Source organism: Archangium violaceum Cb vi76 (assembly GCF_000733295.1).
Taxonomy (GTDB): Bacteria; Myxococcota; Myxococcia; order Myxococcales; family Myxococcaceae; genus Archangium; species Archangium violaceum.
The window spans coordinates 20,398-38,175 of sequence record NZ_JPMI01000140.1 but is presented as its reverse complement, the minus strand read 5'-3'; the positions used below and the strand labels follow the sequence as shown (position 1 = coordinate 38,175).

General features: G+C 68.2%; 19 protein-coding genes and 1 pseudogene. 13 read left to right on the top strand and 7 right to left on the bottom strand.

Annotated features, from left to right (window positions below):
• Window positions 1–5: 5 nt before the first annotated feature.
• The 4 genes and pseudogenes from Q664_RS62965 to Q664_RS20785 form a co-directional block, all read left to right on the top strand.
• Window positions 6–878: pseudogene (locus Q664_RS62965) on the top strand (RCC1 domain-containing protein); the annotation flags it as partial.
• A gap of 34 nt (window positions 879–912) precedes the next feature.
• Window positions 913–1,461 (top strand): RCC1 domain-containing protein, encoded by a 549-nt coding sequence (locus Q664_RS52420; protein ID WP_052518445.1) that lies wholly within the window; start codon window positions 913–915, stop codon window positions 1,459–1,461.
• 254 nt (window positions 1,462–1,715) lie between these two features.
• A complete protein-coding gene (locus Q664_RS20790) occupies window positions 1,716–2,051 on the top strand; it encodes a hypothetical protein (protein ID WP_152622240.1) in 336 nt (111 codons plus the stop codon).
• A gap of 24 nt (window positions 2,052–2,075) precedes the next feature.
• The gene (locus Q664_RS20785) at window positions 2,076–2,336 is read left to right on the top strand and encodes a hypothetical protein (RefSeq protein WP_043398259.1); all 261 of its coding nucleotides are present in this window, start codon (window positions 2,076–2,078) and stop codon (window positions 2,334–2,336) included.
• Between the two features lie 108 nt (window positions 2,337–2,444).
• Here Q664_RS20785 and Q664_RS20780 read toward each other — a convergent pair whose 3' ends face one another.
• From Q664_RS20780 to Q664_RS20765, 4 genes are all read right to left on the bottom strand, one after another.
• Window positions 2,445–2,735, bottom strand: a complete 291-nt coding sequence (locus Q664_RS20780) for an NHLP leader peptide family RiPP precursor (protein WP_052518443.1) — start codon at window positions 2,733–2,735, stop codon at window positions 2,445–2,447.
• Window positions 2,736–3,001: 266 nt separating this feature from the next.
• Window positions 3,002–4,402 carry a hypothetical protein gene (locus Q664_RS20775; RefSeq protein WP_043398256.1) on the bottom strand — a complete coding sequence of 467 codons (1,401 nt, stop codon included), beginning with the start codon at window positions 4,400–4,402 and terminating at the stop codon, window positions 3,002–3,004.
• A gap of 76 nt (window positions 4,403–4,478) precedes the next feature.
• Complete coding sequence (locus Q664_RS57870) at window positions 4,479–4,712, bottom strand: hypothetical protein (protein WP_152622238.1); 234 nt, start codon at window positions 4,710–4,712, stop codon at window positions 4,479–4,481.
• Window positions 4,713–4,921: 209 nt separating this feature from the next.
• The gene (locus Q664_RS20765) at window positions 4,922–6,070 is read right to left on the bottom strand and encodes a DUF6891 domain-containing protein (protein WP_152622237.1); all 1,149 of its coding nucleotides are present in this window, start codon (window positions 6,068–6,070) and stop codon (window positions 4,922–4,924) included.
• 506 nt (window positions 6,071–6,576) lie between these two features.
• On the opposite strand from Q664_RS20765, the gene Q664_RS62685 reads away from it, so the two are divergent.
• The gene (locus Q664_RS62685; protein WP_326938719.1) at window positions 6,577–7,137 is read left to right on the top strand and encodes a DUF6310 domain-containing protein; all 561 of its coding nucleotides are present in this window, start codon (window positions 6,577–6,579) and stop codon (window positions 7,135–7,137) included.
• 1 nt (window position 7,138) lies between these two features.
• Window positions 7,139–7,900, top strand: coding sequence for a DUF5953 family protein (locus tag Q664_RS59215; protein WP_043398247.1), 762 nt, complete (start codon window positions 7,139–7,141; stop codon window positions 7,898–7,900).
• Window positions 7,901–8,079: 179 nt separating this feature from the next.
• Here the strand turns inward: Q664_RS59215 and Q664_RS20750 are convergent, their stop codons facing one another.
• The 3 genes from Q664_RS20750 to Q664_RS20740 form a co-directional block, all read right to left on the bottom strand.
• On the bottom strand, window positions 8,080–9,006 hold the full coding sequence (locus Q664_RS20750; RefSeq protein ID WP_043398244.1) for a tetratricopeptide repeat protein: 927 nt from the start codon (window positions 9,004–9,006) through the stop codon (window positions 8,080–8,082).
• On the bottom strand, window positions 9,003–9,491 hold the full coding sequence (locus Q664_RS20745) for a cytochrome c-type biogenesis protein (RefSeq protein ID WP_043398241.1): 489 nt from the start codon (window positions 9,489–9,491) through the stop codon (window positions 9,003–9,005). The genes Q664_RS20750 and Q664_RS20745 overlap by 4 nt, the downstream gene beginning before the upstream one ends.
• A gap of 137 nt (window positions 9,492–9,628) precedes the next feature.
• On the bottom strand, window positions 9,629–10,045 hold the full coding sequence (locus tag Q664_RS20740) for a helix-turn-helix transcriptional regulator (protein WP_052518441.1): 417 nt from the start codon (window positions 10,043–10,045) through the stop codon (window positions 9,629–9,631).
• Between the two features lie 237 nt (window positions 10,046–10,282).
• Here Q664_RS20740 and Q664_RS20735 point away from each other — a divergent pair, with 237 nt between their 5' ends.
• From Q664_RS20735 to Q664_RS20705, 7 genes are all read left to right on the top strand, one after another.
• A complete protein-coding gene (locus tag Q664_RS20735) occupies window positions 10,283–11,434 on the top strand; it encodes a serine/threonine-protein kinase (RefSeq protein ID WP_084610169.1) in 1,152 nt (383 codons plus the stop codon).
• Between the two features lie 111 nt (window positions 11,435–11,545).
• Window positions 11,546–11,953 carry a (deoxy)nucleoside triphosphate pyrophosphohydrolase gene (locus tag Q664_RS20730; RefSeq protein WP_043398238.1) on the top strand — a complete coding sequence of 136 codons (408 nt, stop codon included), beginning with the start codon at window positions 11,546–11,548 and terminating at the stop codon, window positions 11,951–11,953.
• A gap of 1 nt (window position 11,954) precedes the next feature.
• Entirely contained in the window at window positions 11,955–12,899 is a 945-nt protein-coding gene (locus Q664_RS20725; protein ID WP_043398235.1) for an SdiA-regulated/phytase-like domain-containing protein, read from the top strand.
• Window positions 12,900–13,105: 206 nt separating this feature from the next.
• Window positions 13,106–15,172: an ATP-dependent zinc metalloprotease FtsH gene (ftsH, locus tag Q664_RS20720; protein WP_235216792.1), complete on the top strand. Its 2,067-nt coding sequence runs from the start codon at window positions 13,106–13,108 to the stop codon at window positions 15,170–15,172.
• 112 nt (window positions 15,173–15,284) lie between these two features.
• The gene (locus Q664_RS20715; protein WP_043398281.1) at window positions 15,285–15,530 is read left to right on the top strand and encodes an RNA polymerase sigma factor region1.1 domain-containing protein; all 246 of its coding nucleotides are present in this window, start codon (window positions 15,285–15,287) and stop codon (window positions 15,528–15,530) included.
• Between the two features lie 50 nt (window positions 15,531–15,580).
• Window positions 15,581–16,192, top strand: coding sequence for a nucleotide exchange factor GrpE (locus tag Q664_RS20710; RefSeq protein ID WP_043398231.1), 612 nt, complete (start codon window positions 15,581–15,583; stop codon window positions 16,190–16,192).
• Between the two features lie 132 nt (window positions 16,193–16,324).
• On the top strand, window positions 16,325–17,773 hold the full coding sequence (locus tag Q664_RS20705) for a trypsin-like peptidase domain-containing protein (RefSeq protein WP_084610173.1): 1,449 nt from the start codon (window positions 16,325–16,327) through the stop codon (window positions 17,771–17,773).
• Window positions 17,774–17,778: the final 5 nt, after the last annotated feature.

The following is a 17,778-nucleotide window of genomic DNA, read 5'->3' as shown; positions in this document are numbered from 1 at the left end:
TGGCGTTGAAGAAGGACGGCACCGTCCACGCCTGGGGCCACAACGCCTACGGCCAGCTCGGCAATGCAACGACGACGAACCGCTCCATTCCAGGCCAGGTGCCCGGGCTCTCCTCCGTCACCCGCATCGCCGCCGGCCTCTATCACTCCCTGTCGGTGAGGCAGGATGGCATCGCCCATGCCTGGGGCTACAATGCCTACGGCCAGCTCGGCAACGGGACGACGGCCAACAGCACCACGCCGGTGCAGGTGTCGGCGCTCAGCTCCGTCGCGGAGATCGGCTCGGGCGGCTACCACACGATCGCGGTGAGGCAGAGCGGCACCGTCCATACCTGGGGCCACAACGCCTACGGCCAGCTCGGAGACGGTGCCGGCACGGACCGCACCACTCCCGTACAGGTGACGGTCAGCCATGTCAGTGCCGTGGCGGTGGGAGATCACCACGTGCTGGCGTTGAAGAAGGACGGCACCGTCAAGGCCTGGGGCACCAATGGAAATGGCGAGCTCGGCAACGGGATGACCACCGGCAGCAACGTGCCGGTGCAGGTAGCGGGCCTCACCAGCATCATCGCCCTGGCCGCGGGGGAGGCCCACTCGGTGGCACTCAAGGAGGATGGCACCGTCTGGGTCTGGGGCTACAACGCCTACGGCCAGCTCGGCAACGGGACGACCACCAGCAGCACCGTGCCGGTGCAGGTGCCGGGTCTCACCGGTGTCATCGCCATCACCGCGGGACGGTTCCACACGGTGGCGGTGAAGCGGGACGGCACCGTCTGGGCCTGGGGCTACAACGACTTTGGCCAGCTCGGGGACGGGACGACCACCCGGCGTCTGACCCCGGTGAGGGCGTCGGGCCTCGTCAACGCCTTCACCGTGACCGCGGGCGACTACCACACGGTGGCGGTGAAGCAGGATGGCACCCTCGTGGGCCTGGGGCTACAACGGCTACGGCCAGTTCGGGGATGGGACGACCACCTTCCGGTATGTGCCGGTGCAGGTGACGAGCCTCACCAGCGTCATCGCCGTCTCCGCCGGTGCCTACTCCACCATGGCGCTGAAGCAGGGCGGCACCGTCTGGTCCTCTGGCTACAACGGCTATGGCGAGCTGGGGGATGGGACGACCTCCGGGCGCTACTCGCCGGTGCAGGCCTCGGGCTTCAGCAGCGGCATCCTGTTTGGCGCCGGGGATCACCACACGCTGGCGGTGAAGCAGGACGGCACCCTGTGGGGATGGGGCGGCAACACCGAGGGTCAGCTCGGCAACGGGACGGCGACCTCCAGGTACACGCCAGGGCGGGTGACGAGCCTCACGGGCATCATCGCCCTGGAGGCTGGCGAGGCCCTCACGGTGGCGGTGCGCAAGGACGGCACCGTGTGGGCCTGGGGCCACAACGGTCATGGCGAGCTCGGGGATGGGACATATACCCAGCGCCTGACGCCGGTGGTGGTGCCGGGCCTGTAGGAGCGGCTGCGCCGAGGCGGGTGGCGGCCCGCCTGTCGTGCAAGGGGCGCGCATGGGACGGCGGTTCTCCTGGAGCACAGGGGCGCGGAGAGTGCTGTCCCGGGTCGATGACCGCGAGTTATCGATGAGACATGCCTTTGTTCCTGCCGGTAATCGAGGCGTGTGTCTAGTTTGCGGGTGTCTCTTGGGGGAAAAGCGAAATGAACAGCCCTGCGAATTCCGATCGTCGTCCCTGGCTTGCCTGGCGCGTGACCATGCTCGCGGTCCTCGTGAACGTGCTCATCCACCTGTGGATTGTGTCGTCCGAGTTGCTCATGGAAGAAGGCGCCTCCCTCATGGACCGGGCGCGCATCTACACGGACGAGGTGGCTGCTCCCATGAACCTCTGGTCCACCGTGGTCCATCTCCCTGGATGGCTCGCGGCCGGGTTCACGCTCTGGCACATCAACGACCGGAACTCGCTCGCGGCACTGCTCCTGCCACAGTTGGCCTTCCTGGTCGTGTCCTCGGCCCAGACAGCCCTGGTGGTGGGCGGCATCTACCGGCTGTGGCAGTGGGGATGCCGCATGGCGCGCCTGCGCGTCAGCTGACTGGCTCAGAGAGTGAGGCTGGTGATGCTCGGGCCCTTGCCTTCCAGCAACACCACCCCTCGGCTGAATGTCCTCCCCCAGCTCCTCGGCATGCCTCAATACTCGCCTGCCCACCGCCAGCGCCTGCACCAGAAGCGTCAACATCGCCGCCAGCGGGTGTCTCTGTCCCCGGCGAGCCCTCGGGTCCAGCCGTGGGCGACCATCTCTCGCTTCGAGGAGGGCAAACTCGCCGAGTACAACGCCTACGTCGACTCGTCGGAGCTCTTCAACCCGCGGCGAGCATGAGACGGCACGGTGTGCCCCCGGGCTGTAGGCCAGGCCCCCAAACGAGATGGGCGCCCTTGATACAAGGGCGCCCATCCTCGTAACCCGGTACGAGGTGATATCAGACGTCTAGCTGTGGTGCGTCAGACAGCTGTCGCGGGAGTGGCAGACAGCGCACTGAATGGTATAGATGGGCTCCTCCTGCAGCAGTGAGACGTCTTTGGGTGCGCTCGGCAGGACGAGGTGGATGGTCCCCGGCTCGTTCTCCACCACCTTCACTTTCAGGCCCGGCGGGGTCTCGACGCCGTACTCCGCCAGCAGCGGCATGGGATCGCTGAACAGTCTGGCTTTGAAGTCCGGATCGCTCCACACTCTCAACACCAGCTTCGCGAACGCTTCACCCTTCTTCGTATCAGGCATGAGTCGTTGTCCTCTTCTCGCCGTTGAATGACATCCAGGGACGTGGGCGTGAGAAGTGCCTCCCCCGTCGAGCATCCTCGTTTATGGTGAGATTCCTGTCAATCATGGCTTTCAGGAGTTTCTCGGGGCATTCGGGTGGATGAGAGTGCATGCCCGCACAGGCGCGGCGGAGTCAGGGGCAAACTGCCGCTCACTGTGACGTCGGGCTGGACAGGTCAGTAGGCTCCGGCGCTCGCGGTCATTGCGGCCGGGGGCGCACCCGAGGCTCAACGTTGGGCCTGGAGCGTCTGAACGCTCCGCATACCGCCTCGCGGCAAGGGAGCCTCGGTCTCCACCTGCAGCACGCGGCGTGCCTCGCTTTCGATCCACAGGATGATCTTCCGGGGAGCCTTCTCCAGTTCCTTCTCCCCGGAGGACTCGAGCAGCTCGACCTTGTAGCTCGCGACGTCCTTCTTGAGTCTCGCGAGACCCGTGACCGGGCCGGCGAAGGGAACGGAGACCCGCCAGGTGGAGAAGGGCTTTCCAGCGGCCATTCCCTCCGGGTCGAGCACCCGGAGGCTCCCGGTGAAGCCCGGCGCCAGGGGAAGCGTGGAGAGGGCAAGCTCCAGCGGAGCGCCCGGGAACAAGAGCGGCGTGTCTCCCAGGTGCTGGTTGAACTTCACCGCGCCGGCGCCCTTGCCCTCCGCGCGCAGGAAACCGTCGATGACTTCCAGCCGCGTCGAGGCACCGGGAGACCGGCTCGTCCACCGGTAGGGAAGCAAGGTCTTCGCATCGAGCCAGAAGCGGTGCTCGAACGTCCCCGCCTGGGTGCGGCCCGTCTCGATGATGATGAGCGCATCACGCTTCTTGTCGCGCTTGCGCTGGATGATGCGTTTGGCCGTCCCCACGGAGAAGCTCCAGGGCATTCCCTCTCCGGGGAGCTTTTCCTGGATGCTCTGGTACTGGAGCTTGCCTGGCTTGAGCAGCGAGGCCTGCATCCGCGCGGTGATGGACGACGGAGAGGGTTCGGGCTGGAGCGAAGCGGAGGACGCCTGTGCCGGCTGGGGAGCTGCTGTTGGCTGCGTGGGGCCAGGTGCGGCGGAGGGCTCCGGAATGGGCTGGGGCTCCGGAGCCGAGCTCGCGACGGCCTCTGACTTCCCTGGCTGGCCCTCCACGCGAAAGGTGTTCATGAAGCGCTGGATGGCCTCCTCGGAAGGCAGCGTTTCACCGCCCACCTCGATGGCGACGATCCGCGTGCCGATGAGCACCAACCGCCCCACTGCCCCATAGGCCGACTCGTCGGTGGACTCGAAGCGGTAGTCGAGCGCGGGGAGGTCGCCGACGTGTGTGGCCTCCTGGCGGGCGATCCGGAAGCTTCCGTCCTCCGCACTCGAGTCCAGATACTTCTGGAGGGACCTGGCGGGCGGCTCCGAGGACGTGACCTTCGAGAGCGACGCGCTCAGGACCCACCCCTCCTTGGGATACACATAGTGGCAGCTCGGCTCGTCCGCGTTCGCGTCGCATGTTGGCGTCGCGGGGAACTCGATGCTGAACAGCCCGCCCGCGGGCGTCACCCGCTGGGGCGAGTCTCCGGGGGAGGGCTCGGCGGCCACGGCCGTGCCGCACAGCAGCGACAAGCCTACCGACATGCAGATGGAAGCGACGACTCGCCGTGAACAGAAGAACATGAGGGTGGGGTGTACCACGGTGGCCCCCGTGCCTCACACGGGCGGGGAGGGCAGGCTCACCGGGCCTGTGCCGGGCTCAGGAGGAAGGGGGCTCCTCCTCTTCCGGTTCCGCCTCCACCTGGAAGCCCCGTGCCTCCGCGGCGTCGCGAAGCTCCCTCATCACGCGCTTTGAAAGCCAGCGGAGTCTCAACTCCGAGTATCCCCCGAGCCGCTGATGCACCTGCGAGATGGGCAGGTCCTTGAAGTCCGGGATGAACTGCCGCAGCAACGCGGCGTCCTTGACGGTTGCGCTGGATCCGCGCCACTTCATACAGAGGTGCCAGAGGGGTTGGGGTTCCAGCGGGAGCGGCGCGCAATGGATTGCCTGCATCACGTAGCCGCATTCCTGGCACGGGGTGGAGACGATGCCCCGTTCCACGGTGGAGTCTCCGAATGCGCCCCCGCAGCGCGGGCACCTCGGCTCGGTCTCGGACTCGTTCGTCATGGCTGGCGCTCCCACCTTCCGTGCGGACCCACGGCTCACTCCGCCCGCGTGCGTTTCGGTAGGTGCTCCAGGGCTCCCTCCCGGAGGGAATGCGGCGTGAGCCCCTCGATGCTGTGGCCGTGCGTCTTCAGGTCGAGGAGCGCTCCCCATTGCGCATCTTGGAGCAAGGCTTCGTCCGCATCCTTCTCCAGGTAGAACAGCTGGAAAACGAGCTCGTCACCCGCCTCGACCTCCATACCGAGCCGCCGCAACCCGGCGAGCGTTCGCTGGTTCTCGCCCTCGGCTCCCGCGGCGCGCGCTTCAACGACCTTGATGCACTGGAAGACCTCCACCCGCCCCAACTCCGGGTTGTACTTCGCCTCCAGGTGGCGGCGCTCACCGCAGCGCTCCCGGGCCTCGCTACAGATGAACGCCTCGAGCGCGGCCGTTGCGGCATCCCACGCAACGCCCTCGTCGCGCACGAGTTGCTCCAGTATCTGCCGGTGGCTGGGCTCCTCCGCCAATGATGATGGCTCGTCACCCATGCTGGATGCCCTGCTCGGCAGCGTAGACCAGCGGCGATTTCGCCAGGGGAACGGGAGGATGCGAATGCGGGACCTCACGCTTCCGTCCCATTCCACCGCAACCCCGTGCCGCTCCAGCGCTTCGAACACCTCGCGCGCGATGACCAGGCTCGCCTCGTCATCGTCATCCCGCGCCCCCTCGTCCGAGAGCGCTCCAAAGGAGAGCATGAGCCCCGCTCCAAGGACCCCCTGTGCGACATCCTGCTCGAGGAAGAAGGTGGCGCCTCGTGCCGGAACGTAGTCGCCCCGCACTGCGTCGATCACGCGCGCCCAGGCCTCCGAGAGGGTGCCTCCTACGTTCTGAGCTGCGGTGATGCCCTGTTCGTACAGTTCCTCGAACGCCCACGAGATGGCATCGTTCGTCGTCGGCTCGGTCCAGCGGGCCTCTTCCTTGAGCTGTGCATCGAGCAGGTCCCGGGCATACGACAGAAGCCGTTCGGCCGCCGGAGCCTTCCCGAATTCGCGCCTCACCAGATCCTCGAGCCGGGCGAGAACCTCGCTCTCCGTCCCGTAACCGCTGCGAACCGCTATCTCCACCTGCTGGCGGAGGTCGCTCTCCAGTTCGTTCCCGGTAGCCATTGTGCCACCCAGCGTACTGCATTCGTATTCCCTGGCAGCCACTTCGTGCGACAGCGCGACCCCGCGCGGAATGCGCTCAGCGGGTGGGGACGTGCCGTGCCCCCGGAGCGCTCGTTCGTGGCTGTCTGGGCACTGTCATACTCCGAACGGACCTGTCAGGATCCGTCGGGTCCTAGTCCGAATGGAGAACCCGGCCATGCGTCTCCGAGCGTGCATCGCACTTCTGCTCTTTCTCTCAGCCTGTACGACGACACCGCCTACTCCAAGAGAGCCAGCGGCCCGGGACCCAAGGCTCGCCAACCTCCAGCGAGCGGCGACGCTGCCCTGGATGGACGGAGGGCGTTGCTCCGTACAGGAGGCTTCCGAGCCCTGGCCCGTGCTGGCGGAACGGTGCTTTCATGCACTCGACCATGACCGGATCGAGTTTCACGACACCACGGGACGATGCGCGGTTGCTTCTGCTGGCGCCGCTGGCATGGGGCTCGGGGTCTGTGTCCTGGCGGCCCCGGAGATCGTCGTGGGAGCGGTGATCGTCGCGGGCGTTAGTGGTGGGCTTCGCCATCAAGAAGGCGCTGGATGCGTATGCGCTGAGTTGGGGCGATCCCGAGAAAGTGAGGCCCGCGCCGGAAACGAGGCCCGCGCCGCAGAAACCCTCGCCGAAAGAAAGGCCCAAGCCGGAGCCCAAAGGGCCGGATTTCCCTCCCGTGGGGCCAACCGAAGTCACGGAGCGAGAGCGCCGCCCGGAGTGCAAGCCCCAACGGGTGCCGCCAAAGGGTGGAAATAGGCTGCACAATCAGTGTGCCGACGGGATTCCGTTCAACGCCTACCGTGGTGCTAACGCGCTCGTTAACGGCAAGGCTTTCGACGCGCTGCAAGTTGTGGCTGGTGTGCTTTGGGAGGTGAAGACCGACAATTTCGATACATATCCGCTCGAACTTCGAGACATTGTGATCAGAAAGAATGTGCGTGACCTCCTGGTAGAGCGCGAGCTTGCGAGGGCATGTGGATTTGGCTTCCAGGTCGGCGTGCGAAGCGCCACTCACAAGGCCATGCTGGAAATCGAGGAACCGCAACTCCAGGGCGTTATCGTCCTCATGGATTGGTGCTGAAATGTCCGCTGCACAAAAAGACCAGATGACAATGATCGTCTACGCGCCTGCGCTTGCAGTCGATGATGGCCGTCCATTGGCTGTTGTTCATGGAATGGAAAGCGCGGTTCCTGGCTTGTGCATCGGGCTTATGATTTCTGACGAGGGACAACTTGTCCCGTTACAGGATCGTGATGCACTCGTTGCCCGTGAGAGTCAGCGCGGGGAATTTCCGACTCTGCGCAGCATCGATGACAACTTCCGAGTGAGGGTAATGGGGTGGGGGAAACCGGCGGGGATGTCCCCTGGCGGTCGGGCACAGTTTGAATTCCATGTGTCAGTGCCTCTGTCCGCAGACGGCATCGCGGCTGCGGCGGCTTTGCTGGAGGCTGTGGCGGAGGAAGCACGCGCGTTCTGGGGGCACGCGACGCCATTCAGCGCGGGGGTGGACATTGCACGCCAGACGAAGAATCGGCCAGACGATATGGAGCCGCCTCCCCGTGGCCTGCCGATGATCAGATCCCCCAGCGCCATGCGCTTGCCAGAGATTCCGCACCGCTTTGGGTGGCTGAACTACTGGTCAGACGCCGCTGCACGGACCATCGGCTTCCCGGACCCGGCCCGCGATGCCGAGCTGCTCTCACGGGCGCGGCGCACCGCGACGGGCGGGTGGGTGGTCAGGCTTACGGATGCGCCGCTCGACCTGGACAACCCCGCCCACCTGGACGCGCTCAAACAGGCCTACGAGCGCTTTCCGGAGATCGGCGGGCGTTCTACCCCTTGAGGCTCGGCACGGTCGACCGGCCTATGCCCCAACTCCACGCCGCCCCGGCCAGAGACGCCGGAGGGGCACGCCGAGGGCACATGAGGAACCGGGGGCAAAAGAAAAGCCCAGCAACCCTTCGCGATTGCCAGGCTTCTCGGGTTGTCCCCGACGGGCTTCGAACCCGTGGGCAGGGCTTTCTACCGGCCCAGCTCGCCGCGCAGCTGCTGGATGGCCGCGAGCAGCGGAGGCGGTTGCATCTCGGCAGGCACTTCCACGGCGAAGCGCTCGAACATCCCCAGCGCCTTCTCCTTGTCGCCCTGCCGCATCGCGATGGCGCCCATGAACAGCAGCGCCTCCTGGGCATCCGGGTACGTGTCCACCAGCTTCATCAGATCCTGCTCCGCGCCCGCCTCGTCCCCGCGCACCGCCTTCAGCACGCCCAGGTGCACCCGAAGCTCCACGCTGAACGGATCCACCGCCAGCGCCCGGTTCGTGACGCGATCCGCCTCCTCGAACATCTGCCGCCGGATCAGCTCGTGGCTCAGCAGCGCCGCGGCGTCTATATCCGCCGGGTTGTTCTTCACGCGCTCCATCGCCTCGCTCAGCTGCGTGTCCTCCTGCGGCTGCTGCGCGGTGGCGCCCATGCCCGGAGGCACCCGACCCGTGGCGGCATCATCCTCGCCCCGCGTGCGCTGCTCGGACACCAGCGTGTAGCCCAGCGTGGCGAAGAACAGCACGATGCCTCCGCCCCACAGCGCGCCCTTGAGCTGCGGCGACAGCAGGCCCTTCGACGCCGGCGCCTCCCGCCGCACGCCCGGCCCGTCCTGGGTGGCCCCGCGCTTCAGGTGCTCGTCCTTCGCACGCAGCGCCGCCGCGGCCTCCAGCTCCAGCCGCTTGCGCTCCGACTCGTAGCGCTCCGGCTCCAGGGTGTGCTTCTCCGCCGCCAGCTCCTTGAGCTGCTCTATGAGGGACTGGTAGCGCCGCTCCAGATCCTCGAGCGCGCCATCCTTCGCCTCCGGCGCGGACGCGGCCACCCTGCGGGTGAAGAGGAACAACGCGGCGGCGATGAAGCCCACCGTGAGCACGATGAGGCCAGGCGCCCAATTGGTCGCTGTAGGGTTCATTGATCCAGCTCCCGGCGCACGGCCGCGAGGTACGGGTCCTCGGAATCGGTGGAAGCGGCAGGAGGCGTCGCGGGCGCGGAGACCGCCGGAGCGGCCGCGGCGGGCTCGCGCCGCACCTGCCGGAAGATGACGAAGGCGCCGCCCAGCAGCAGGGCCACCGGGCCGAGCCACACGAGCAGGTTCACGCCCTCGGCCTTGGGCTGGAGCAGCACCCACTCGCCGTAGCGGGCCACGAAGTAGTCACGGACCTCCTGGTCCGACTTCCCCTCGGCCACCAGCTCACGGATTTTATCGAGCTGGGCGCGGGCCATGGACGAGGGGCTGTCCGCGACGGAGAGGCCCTGGCACACGGCGCAGCGCAGCTCCTTGCCGAGCGTTTGCACGCGGGCCTCGAGGGCCGGCGCGAGGGGTTCACTTCCAGCCTGCTGGGGCGCGTACTGTCCCGAGGCGAGAAAGAGGGTGAGCGTGAGGAGGGCAGCTGTCATGGGGTGGCCGGGATCCGGCTCACCTACCTAGCGCCCCGGGCCGGGTGTTGCCCAGGGAAACCCGAGGGTAGGAGGGCGGAGCCTCCCCCGCCCGCCCGCTCCCCGGGCTCCGGGTGAGGGTCTCGCGGTGGAGACGCTCAGGAGGGGGAGGAGTCGCGGGAGGCGCGTCCCTGCCGCATCAGCCTCAGGCGCAGCAGGCCGGTGGCCATCAGGCTCAGCAGGCGGAACTCGGCCGGCTCCAGCCGTTTCACGGTGCGGACCAGGCGGCGGATCTCCCCCGGCTCCTCGACGGGACGGGCCGGCGGCTCCTTGGTCCAGAAGTTCTCCTGGGCGGGGGTCAGCCCCAGCAGTACGTCCGAGGGGATGCGCAGGACCTCGCACAGTTTCTTCAGGGTGGGGACGCTGGGCAGCATGCCGCCGCGCTCCAGCCGTCCATACACCTCGGTGGCGAGACCCACCCGCTCGGCCACGTCCTCCTGGGTGAGATTGGCCTGGACCCGAGCCGCCCGGGCCGCTGTCCCGATCGTCCCTGCCAGTCCTCGTGGGAGTGCCATGTGCCGTGCGGTCCTGAATGAGAGTGGAAGGTGTAGGGCCCGGAACTCCGGCCTACATGACTTCTAAGATAACCGGAAAAGTGGTGACTTCAAGAGTCATGTGAGAGGTAGACACGACTTTGGAGGTCATGGCCTGAACGTCCGCCCTGCTGGATCCCCGTCATCGTTCTTGGTCCTTTCGGGGGCGCATGTTTACCTTTCGAGTCAGCCCGCGGAAACCCCCAAGGAGTACTTCGCATGTCGATCCGGACGACCCCTGAAACAACATCCACACGTGAGACCCACCCGGTGGTGTTCGACGCCGGGATGGTGAGTTACGAGCTGGTGCGCTCGTTGGGACAGGGCCATCATGGCGAGCTGTTGCTCACGCGCCAGCGTTACCAGGACGGAGAGGGCGGCCTCACCGTCCTCAAGCGTCTCAACCGCGTGGTGCGGCAGGAGGACTACCAGCGGCTGGTGGAGGAGGCGCGCCTGGGCAGCCAGATGCGCCACCCCAACATCGTCTCGGTGCAGATGCTCGGGGGCACCGCGGACACGCCGCTGCTGCTGCTGGAGTACGTGGAGGGCCGGCCCCTGGGTGACCTGATGCGTCTGGCCGCCCGGGCCGGCCGCTCCTTCTCCGAGGCCTTCGCCTGCTATGTGACCTCAGAGGTCGCGGATGGTTTGCACTACGCGCACGCGCTCCTGGATCAGAAGGGCCGCGCGCTGGGCGTCGTCCACCGGGACGTGACACCCCAGGGCATCCTCATCGGCCGGAACGGCGAGGTGAAGCTGATGGACTTCGGAGCGGCCTGGTCCCGGCTGGAGGGGCGCATCTCCACCGAGGGCGACAGCGATCTGGGCAACCTGGCCTACAGCTCTCCCGAGCGCGCCATGCTGGAGCAGCTGGATGGGCGCTCGGATCTGTTCTCCCTGGGACTGGTCCTCCTGCAGACGCTCACCGGCCAGCACCTGCTGGACGCCGCCGAGCGCCACGAGGCGGAGCTGCTCAGCCGCCAGTTGCGTGCGCGGGGGGATGGCCGGGTACCGGGACTCGAGGAGCTGGCGGCCGTGCGCACCGGCGAGCTGATGAAGCGCATGCGCCAGCTGAGCCCCCAGGACGTGCAGGCGGCGACGCGCTCGCTGCCGGAGGAGCTGAGGCCCATCGTCCACCGGTCGCTCGCGCCGCAGAGGGAGGAGCGTTACGCCACGGGAGGGGAGCTGGCCCAGGCGCTCCGGGAGCATCTGTGGCGCTCGGGCCTGCGGTACGGACGGGCCGAGCTGGTGGCGGAGGTCTCCGCGCTCAACCAGGCCGTCCTGGAGGACCTGGAGCAGCCCCCGGGCACGCCGAAGCGGGGCAAGGGGGCGGCGTCGCGGAGCCGCCGGGGAGGCCCTGGGAAGGCGTCCTGAGGCGTCCTGAAGGGGTCCAAGGAAGTCCCGAAGGGGTCCTGAGGCTTGGCCTGGGGCCCCGGGCCGTGTTAGTCCGCCCCCCTTCCTGCTTCCGTGAGAAGGAGTCCGGAAATGGCTCGTCGTCACATCCGCGTCGTGGGCGCGATGCTTCAGAACGCCGAGGGGCGCTACCTCATCACCCAGCGCCCGCCCAAGGCGACCCTCCCGCTGCTCTGGGAGTTCCCCGGCGGCCGGGTGGAGGAGGGGGAGGCGGACGAGCAGGCCCTCGCGCGTGAAATCCGCGAGGAGATGGGCGTGGAGGTGGAGGTGATGGAGCAGGCCCTCCACACCCATCACGACTACCCCAGCTACGACATCGACTTCCGCGTCTACCGCTGCCGGCTCACCAGCTCCGAGTCGGCCATCCAGCACCTGCGCGTGCATGATCACCGCTGGGTGACGCTGGAGGAGATGTCGAAGTACCAGTTCCCCGACGCGGACGCGAAGACGCTGGCCAAGTTGCTGGGGCTGGAAGCCTGACGTGGGCCGTCGTACCGCCCTGGTGCTCGCGGGGCTGTTGCTCGGGGCCTGCACGACGAAGAAGCCCTCCAGCCCGGATGCCTCCACCCCGGTGGCCGATCCGCGCTACCCGTCCGCCGAGGGCTTGCCCGGCTGTGTGCTCTATGGAAAGCCCCAGCGGGTAGGACAGGTGCCGCTGGAGTTGGCCGAGCTGTCCGGCCTCGCCGCCAGTACCCGCCACGAGGGGGTGCTGTGGGCGCACAACGACTCCGGCAACGCCTTCCGGGTGTTCGCCCTGGATGCCGCCGGCAAGGTGCTCGCCACGGTGACGCTCACCGGGCTGGAGCCGAAGGACGCGGCGAGGATGGACCTGGAGGACATCGCCCTGGGCCCGTGCGCCCCGGGCGAGCCGCGCGAGTGCCTCTACCTGGCCGACATCGGAGACAACTTCGAGCGCCGGCCGCAGGTGCGCCTCTTCCGCTTCCCCGAGCCGGAGGTGGCCGACGCCCGTGTCGCCGTGGAGACGCTGGCCTTCACGTACCCGGACAGGCCGCATGACGCGGAGTCGCTCGTGCTGGAGCCGGGCACGGGCCGGCTGGCCGTCATCACCAAGGAGCGCGACTCGCTGGGCGAGGTGTTCGCGCTGGAGGGGCTCGCGCCGGGCACGGTGGCGAAGGCCACGCACCTGGGCACGCTCCAGGCGCCCGGGGGGGTGGATTATCGCACCACCTCGGCGGCGCTCCATCCGTCCGGCCAGCGGCTGCTGCTGCGCACCTATACCCGCGTGTGGGAGGTGCGCGCTCCGGGAGCGTCGCGGCTGGAGGGGCTCGTACGGGGCCAGGTGGTGGAGGTGCCCGGCCCCAGTCAGGCCCAGTCCGAAGCCATCACCTGGTTGCCCGGTGGACGCTCCTTCGTGCTCGGCTCCGAGTTCGCCGGCCAGTTCATGTACCGGGTGGACTGCCGCTAGCGGTGTCTCCCCGCGTGGCGTGTTCGCTGCCGGGCATTTCCGCTGCCCGGATGGACGGGTGCTGTTCCGGCGTTACCACCATTACCCGGCTACGTGGGGCATGCCGGGTTGACCGGCTGGCGGGTGTGAACATCTTTTGCCCGCGGATCAGTCGTACCACGTACCACCAGGGGTACGTGCAATGGGGGAGGGGGAGTGCGTCGACGATGAAGCCTCAGAACACCATGCCGCCGGGGATGAGCCCTCGCGGAAAGAAACAGGAAAAGCCTCAGCCTCCACCCGCCAACAAGGGGTTCCGGTTCGGCTCGCCACTGGGCTACATCGCGCTGCTCCTCCTGGGCTTCATGCTCTTCAAGAACGTCTTCCAGGACGCGGGCGTGCAGCGCAAGACCTACAGTGAGTTCCGCACCGCCATCCAGGAGGAGAAATTCTCCAAGGTGCAGATCGCTCCGGACTGGGTGAAGGGGTTCCTCAAGGACAACGCCGCGGCGCGCGCCTCGGGGACACCTCCCGCGGGAGGGACCGAGCGCCTGCGCCCCGAGCTCAGCGACCTGCCGTGGATGGCCTATCGCGTGGAGGGAGACGAGCAGCTCGTCCCGCTGCTGGAGCAGCAGGGCGTCCCGTACGAGGCGGTGGTCCAGTCCGGCTTCAGCGACGTGCTGCTGATATGGCTGCTGCCGCTGGCGTTCGCCTTCGTGTTGTGGAGCTTCATGATGAGGCGGATGGCCGGAGGCATCGGTCAGGGCCCGCAGAGCGTCATGAGCTTCGGGAAGACACGTGCCAAGGTGCAGGCCGAGGCAGACACCGGCGTGGGCTTCAACGACGTGGCGGGCGTGGACGAGGCCGTGGACGAGCTGCGGGAGATCGTCGAGTTCCTCAAGACGCCGGAGAAGTTCCGCCGGCTGGGCGGCCGCATCCCCAAGGGGGTGCTGCTGGTGGGCCCGCCGGGAACGGGCAAGACGCTGCTGGCGCGGGCCGTCGCGGGTGAGGCGGGCGTGCCCTTCTTCAGCCTCTCCGGTTCCGAGTTCGTGGAGATGTTCGTCGGCGTGGGCGCCGCCCGCGTGAGAGATCTGTTCGCCCAGGCCACCGCCAAGGCGCCGTGCATCATCTTCATCGACGAGCTGGACGCCATCGGCAAGAGCCGCAACGCGGGGGTCGCCGGTGGCCATGACGAGCGCGAGCAGACGCTCAACCAGCTCCTGGCGGAGATGGACGGCTTCGACAGCCGCGCCGGTCTCATCATCCTGGCGGCCACCAACCGTCCGGAGATCCTCGACAGCGCGCTCATGCGTCCGGGCCGTTTCGACCGGCAGGTGCTGGTGGACCGGCCGGACAAGCGCGGCCGCGAGCGGGTGCTGGAGATCCACTCCAAGGGCGTGAAGCTGGGGCCGGACGTGGACCTCAAGTCCATTGCCTCGCGCACCCCGGGCTTCGCGGGCGCCGACCTGGCCAACGTGGTGAACGAGGCGGCCCTGCTCGCCGCGCGCCGCAACCGCGACTTCGTCATGCGCGCCGACTTCGAGGAGGCCATCGAGCGCGTGGTGGCCGGCCTGGAGAAGAAGAACCGCCGGATGAACGAGCGCGAGAAGGACATCGTCGCGCACCATGAGGCCGGCCACGCGGTGGTGGGGTGGATGCTGCCCAACGCCGAGCGGGTGACGAAGGTGTCCATCATCCCCCGTGGCATCGCCGCGCTGGGCTACACCATGTCCCTGCCGCTCGAGGACCGGTACCTCATGTCCTACGACGAGCTGCGCGACAAGATGGCCTCGATGATGGGCGGCCGCGCCGCCGAGGAGATCTTCATCGGCGAGGTCTCCACGGGTGCCTCCAACGACCTGAAGCAGGCCACGGAGATCGCCAAGCTGATGGTGCGCGACTACGGCATGAGCTCCCTGGGCCCGGTGGCCCTGGGCAGCGAGCAGAATGCCTTCCTGCGCTCGGCCGGGGGTCCGGAGATGCGCTCCTACTCGGAGCAGACGGCCCGGATGGTGGACGATGAGATCCGCAAGATGGTGACCGAGGCGCTCGAGCGGGCCCGGGAGGTGCTCACCACCCACCGCGACAAGGTGGAGGCCCTGGCCGCCCGGCTGCTCGCCACCGAGGTGGTGGACGAGGACGAGATCCTCCGCATCCTCGGCCCCAAGGCCACCGCCGCACGGGGACTGCTGCACCCGGAGGCCCGTCAGGTCATCTCCGCCCACCCGGCGAGCAGTGACGAGCCGCCTCCGCCCGGTGCCCAGCACTCCAACGGGAAGCTGCCCGACGCCTGAGCCTCCAGGCGCCCGCCTGGTTGCTCCCTGGCCTTGCCTTCGCCCTTTCACGCCGCATGTTCTGCGGTGTTGGAAGGGCGAAATTATGTTGGCCGGGAAGGAGGGAGAGGCCGTGGAGAATAGAATCGGGAAAAGCTATACGGCGCGGAAGGCACTCTTCGCCAAGGGACTGCGTGAGGGCCGCCTGACGATGCAGGAAATCGAGAAGGCCCTGCCCGCGGGGACGCTCACGGCGGCCGAGCGGTGGTTGTTGTACTACTCGCTGCGGGCGGCCCAGGTGGAGATCATCGACGAGGTGACGGGCCAGGTGGATCACGGCTTCATGTCGGAGCAGCCCGCCGCGCCCGCCGAGCACTAGTCTCGTCGTCCGAGCGTTGACACGACTCCGGGGCTGGTTACGTTCGCCGCATGAACGGCAATCCCCGGACAGACGGTCCGTCCCAGGAGGCGCAGGCCCACGAGGCCGCCGCTTCGGCTGCGCCCGAGGCGTCCACCGAGCAGCAGCCCCCGGCCCAGGAGGCCGCGGTGGATGCGGAGAAGCAGCGGTTGGAGGCCGAGTTGGTCGCGGCCCGGCGCCGCGTGGATCAGCTCGCCCGCGCCTACCAGGAGCTGGAGAAGGACCGCGAGGAGTTCAAGCAGCGCCTCACCCGCGAGCGCGAGCGGATGATGGACGTGGAGCGCGGCAACGTGGCCGCCACGCTGCTGGAGGCGGTGGACGAGTTGGATCGCTCCCTGTCGATGAGCGGAGGAGACGTCTCGTCGCCCCTGGCGCAGGGCGTGAAGATGATCCGTGACGGGCTGCTCTCGAAGCTGCAGCAGACGGGCATCGAGCGCATCCAGGTGGTGGGTCTGCCGTATGACCCGAACACCGCCGAGGCCACGGACATGGACATCACCCCCCACCCGGACGAGGACCAGAAGGTGGTGGCCGAGGTCCGGGCCGGTTACCGGCTGAAGGATCGGATCATCCGTCCGGCCCGGGTGAAGGTGGCGAAGTACGTCGCCCCCGCCCAGGCCTGATCGTGGGTGTTCCCTCTCCCTCTGGGAGAGGGTTAGGGTGAGGGTCTCCCCCCTCGCCCCTCCGCACGGTGGACGCGGATCCGGACAATCCCGGGAAATAGGCGGAGGGAGTGGTTGTTCGAGCCCTTCGCCATGGCCCGTGTCGTGAATCCCCGAGCTCCCGTCCTGCTTCCCCTCCTCGCGCTGCTCTCCCTGGTGCTCGTCCCGGGTGCACGGGCACAGCAGGGAGCGCTCGCGCCGTGGCTCCAGGCACGGGCTCGGGAGCATGCGGCCTGGGCCGAGGACTCCAGCCGGGTGAACAGCGGGCCGATGGGGCTGTGGCGGGAGTGGGCCTCCAGCGAGCCGATGCTGCCGGGCTTCGTGCCCCCCACCTCACTGGCGCCGCTGATCCGCGCGGTGGAGGCGGGCGTGGTGAACATCAACGTCATGGAGACGGTCCACCCGCTGCGGGGCGCGACGCGCTCGGCGAGCGGCTCGGGCTTCATCCTCACCCCGGACGGACTGGTGGTGACGAACAACCACGTGGTGGCGCGCGAGAACGAGGCCGCGAGTGAGATTCTCGTGCGCCTGTCGGACGGGCGCGAGTTCCAGGCCGAGGTGGTGGGCCGGGACGCGTCCACGGACGTGGCGCTGCTGCGGCTCCTGGGCAAGGGCGTGGGCGGGTTGCCGGCGGTGTACCTGGGGGACTCGGACCGGATGGAGGTGGGGGACTGGGTGGTGGCCATTGGCAACCCCTTCGGCCTGGACCACTCGGTGTCGCACGGGATGATCTCCGCCAAGGAGCGGGTGATCGGCGTGGGCCCCTTCGACGACTTCATCCAGACGGACGCGCTCATCAACCCGGGCAACTCGGGCGGGCCGCTCTTCAACATGCGGGGCGAGGTGGTGGGGGTGAACACGGCCATCATCACCGAGGGGCAGGGCATCGGCTTCGCGGTGCCCATCAACATGGTGAAGGATCTGCTGCCCAACCTGCGCAAGAACGGCCAGCTCCAGAAGGGCTGGCTGGGCGTGGTGATCGACGAGCAGCCCCAGGTGGGCATGCGCGCCGCGGTGGTGACGCGGGTGTACCCCACCAGCCCGGCGGCGCAGGCGGGCATCCGCCCCGGAGATCAGGTGGTGCGGGTGAACGGCAAGCAGGTGGACTCGTTCCAGCAGCTGCTGCGCAAGGTGGCCATCATGGCGCCGGGGTCCGAGGCGAAGCTGACGCTGCTGCGGGACGGGGTGTCGCAGGAGGTGCTGGTGAAGCTGTCCGCCCGTCCGGCGCAGGAGGTGCTGGCGGCGATGAACAGCCCGGGCAACCTGGGCGAACTCGGCCTGGTGCTGAGGGACGTCACCCCCGAGGTGGCCGCCCCCATGGGCCTGGAGCCCTACGCGGGGGTGCTGGTGTCCGGGGTGTTGCCGCGCAGCCCGGCGGCGAGCGCGGGGCTGCGGACGGGTGACGTGGTGCTGGAGGTCAACCGCCGCAAGGTGAAGGACGTCGCGGCGGTGCGGGGCGCGCTGGAGAAGGGCGCGAGCGCCTCGGTGCTCCTGCGCGTGCAGCGCGGGGATGTGCAGCAATACGTCGCGCTGAAGTACTGAGCTGC

Excerpts from the sequence above, each read along its gene's own strand:
- Q664_RS52420 (WP_052518445.1), top strand. The coding sequence starts at position 913 with ATGGCACCCTCGTGGGCCTGGGGCTACAACGGCTACGGCCAGTTCGGG.
- Q664_RS20790 (WP_152622240.1), top strand. The coding sequence starts at position 1,716 with ATGCTCGCGGTCCTCGTGAACGTGCTCATCCACCTGTGGATTGTGTCG.
- Q664_RS20785 (WP_043398259.1), top strand. The coding sequence starts at position 2,076 with ATGCTCGGGCCCTTGCCTTCCAGCAACACCACCCCTCGGCTGAATGTC.
- Q664_RS20780 (WP_052518443.1), bottom strand. The coding sequence starts at position 2,735 with ATGCCTGATACGAAGAAGGGTGAAGCGTTCGCGAAGCTGGTGTTGAGA.
- Q664_RS20775 (WP_043398256.1), bottom strand. The coding sequence starts at position 4,402 with ATGTTCTTCTGTTCACGGCGAGTCGTCGCTTCCATCTGCATGTCGGTA.
- Q664_RS57870 (WP_152622238.1), bottom strand. The coding sequence starts at position 4,712 with ATGAAGTGGCGCGGATCCAGCGCAACCGTCAAGGACGCCGCGTTGCTG.
- Q664_RS59215 (WP_043398247.1), top strand. The coding sequence starts at position 7,139 with ATGTCCGCTGCACAAAAAGACCAGATGACAATGATCGTCTACGCGCCT.
- Q664_RS20750 (WP_043398244.1), bottom strand. The coding sequence starts at position 9,006 with ATGAACCCTACAGCGACCAATTGGGCGCCTGGCCTCATCGTGCTCACG.
- Q664_RS20745 (WP_043398241.1), bottom strand. The coding sequence starts at position 9,491 with ATGACAGCTGCCCTCCTCACGCTCACCCTCTTTCTCGCCTCGGGACAG.
- Q664_RS20740 (WP_052518441.1), bottom strand. The coding sequence starts at position 10,045 with ATGGCACTCCCACGAGGACTGGCAGGGACGATCGGGACAGCGGCCCGG.
- Q664_RS20735 (WP_084610169.1), top strand. The coding sequence starts at position 10,283 with ATGTCGATCCGGACGACCCCTGAAACAACATCCACACGTGAGACCCAC.
- Q664_RS20730 (WP_043398238.1), top strand. The coding sequence starts at position 11,546 with ATGGCTCGTCGTCACATCCGCGTCGTGGGCGCGATGCTTCAGAACGCC.
- ftsH (WP_235216792.1), top strand. The coding sequence starts at position 13,106 with ATGAAGCCTCAGAACACCATGCCGCCGGGGATGAGCCCTCGCGGAAAG.
- Q664_RS20710 (WP_043398231.1), top strand. The coding sequence starts at position 15,581 with ATGAACGGCAATCCCCGGACAGACGGTCCGTCCCAGGAGGCGCAGGCC.
- Q664_RS20705 (WP_084610173.1), top strand. The coding sequence starts at position 16,325 with ATGGCCCGTGTCGTGAATCCCCGAGCTCCCGTCCTGCTTCCCCTCCTC.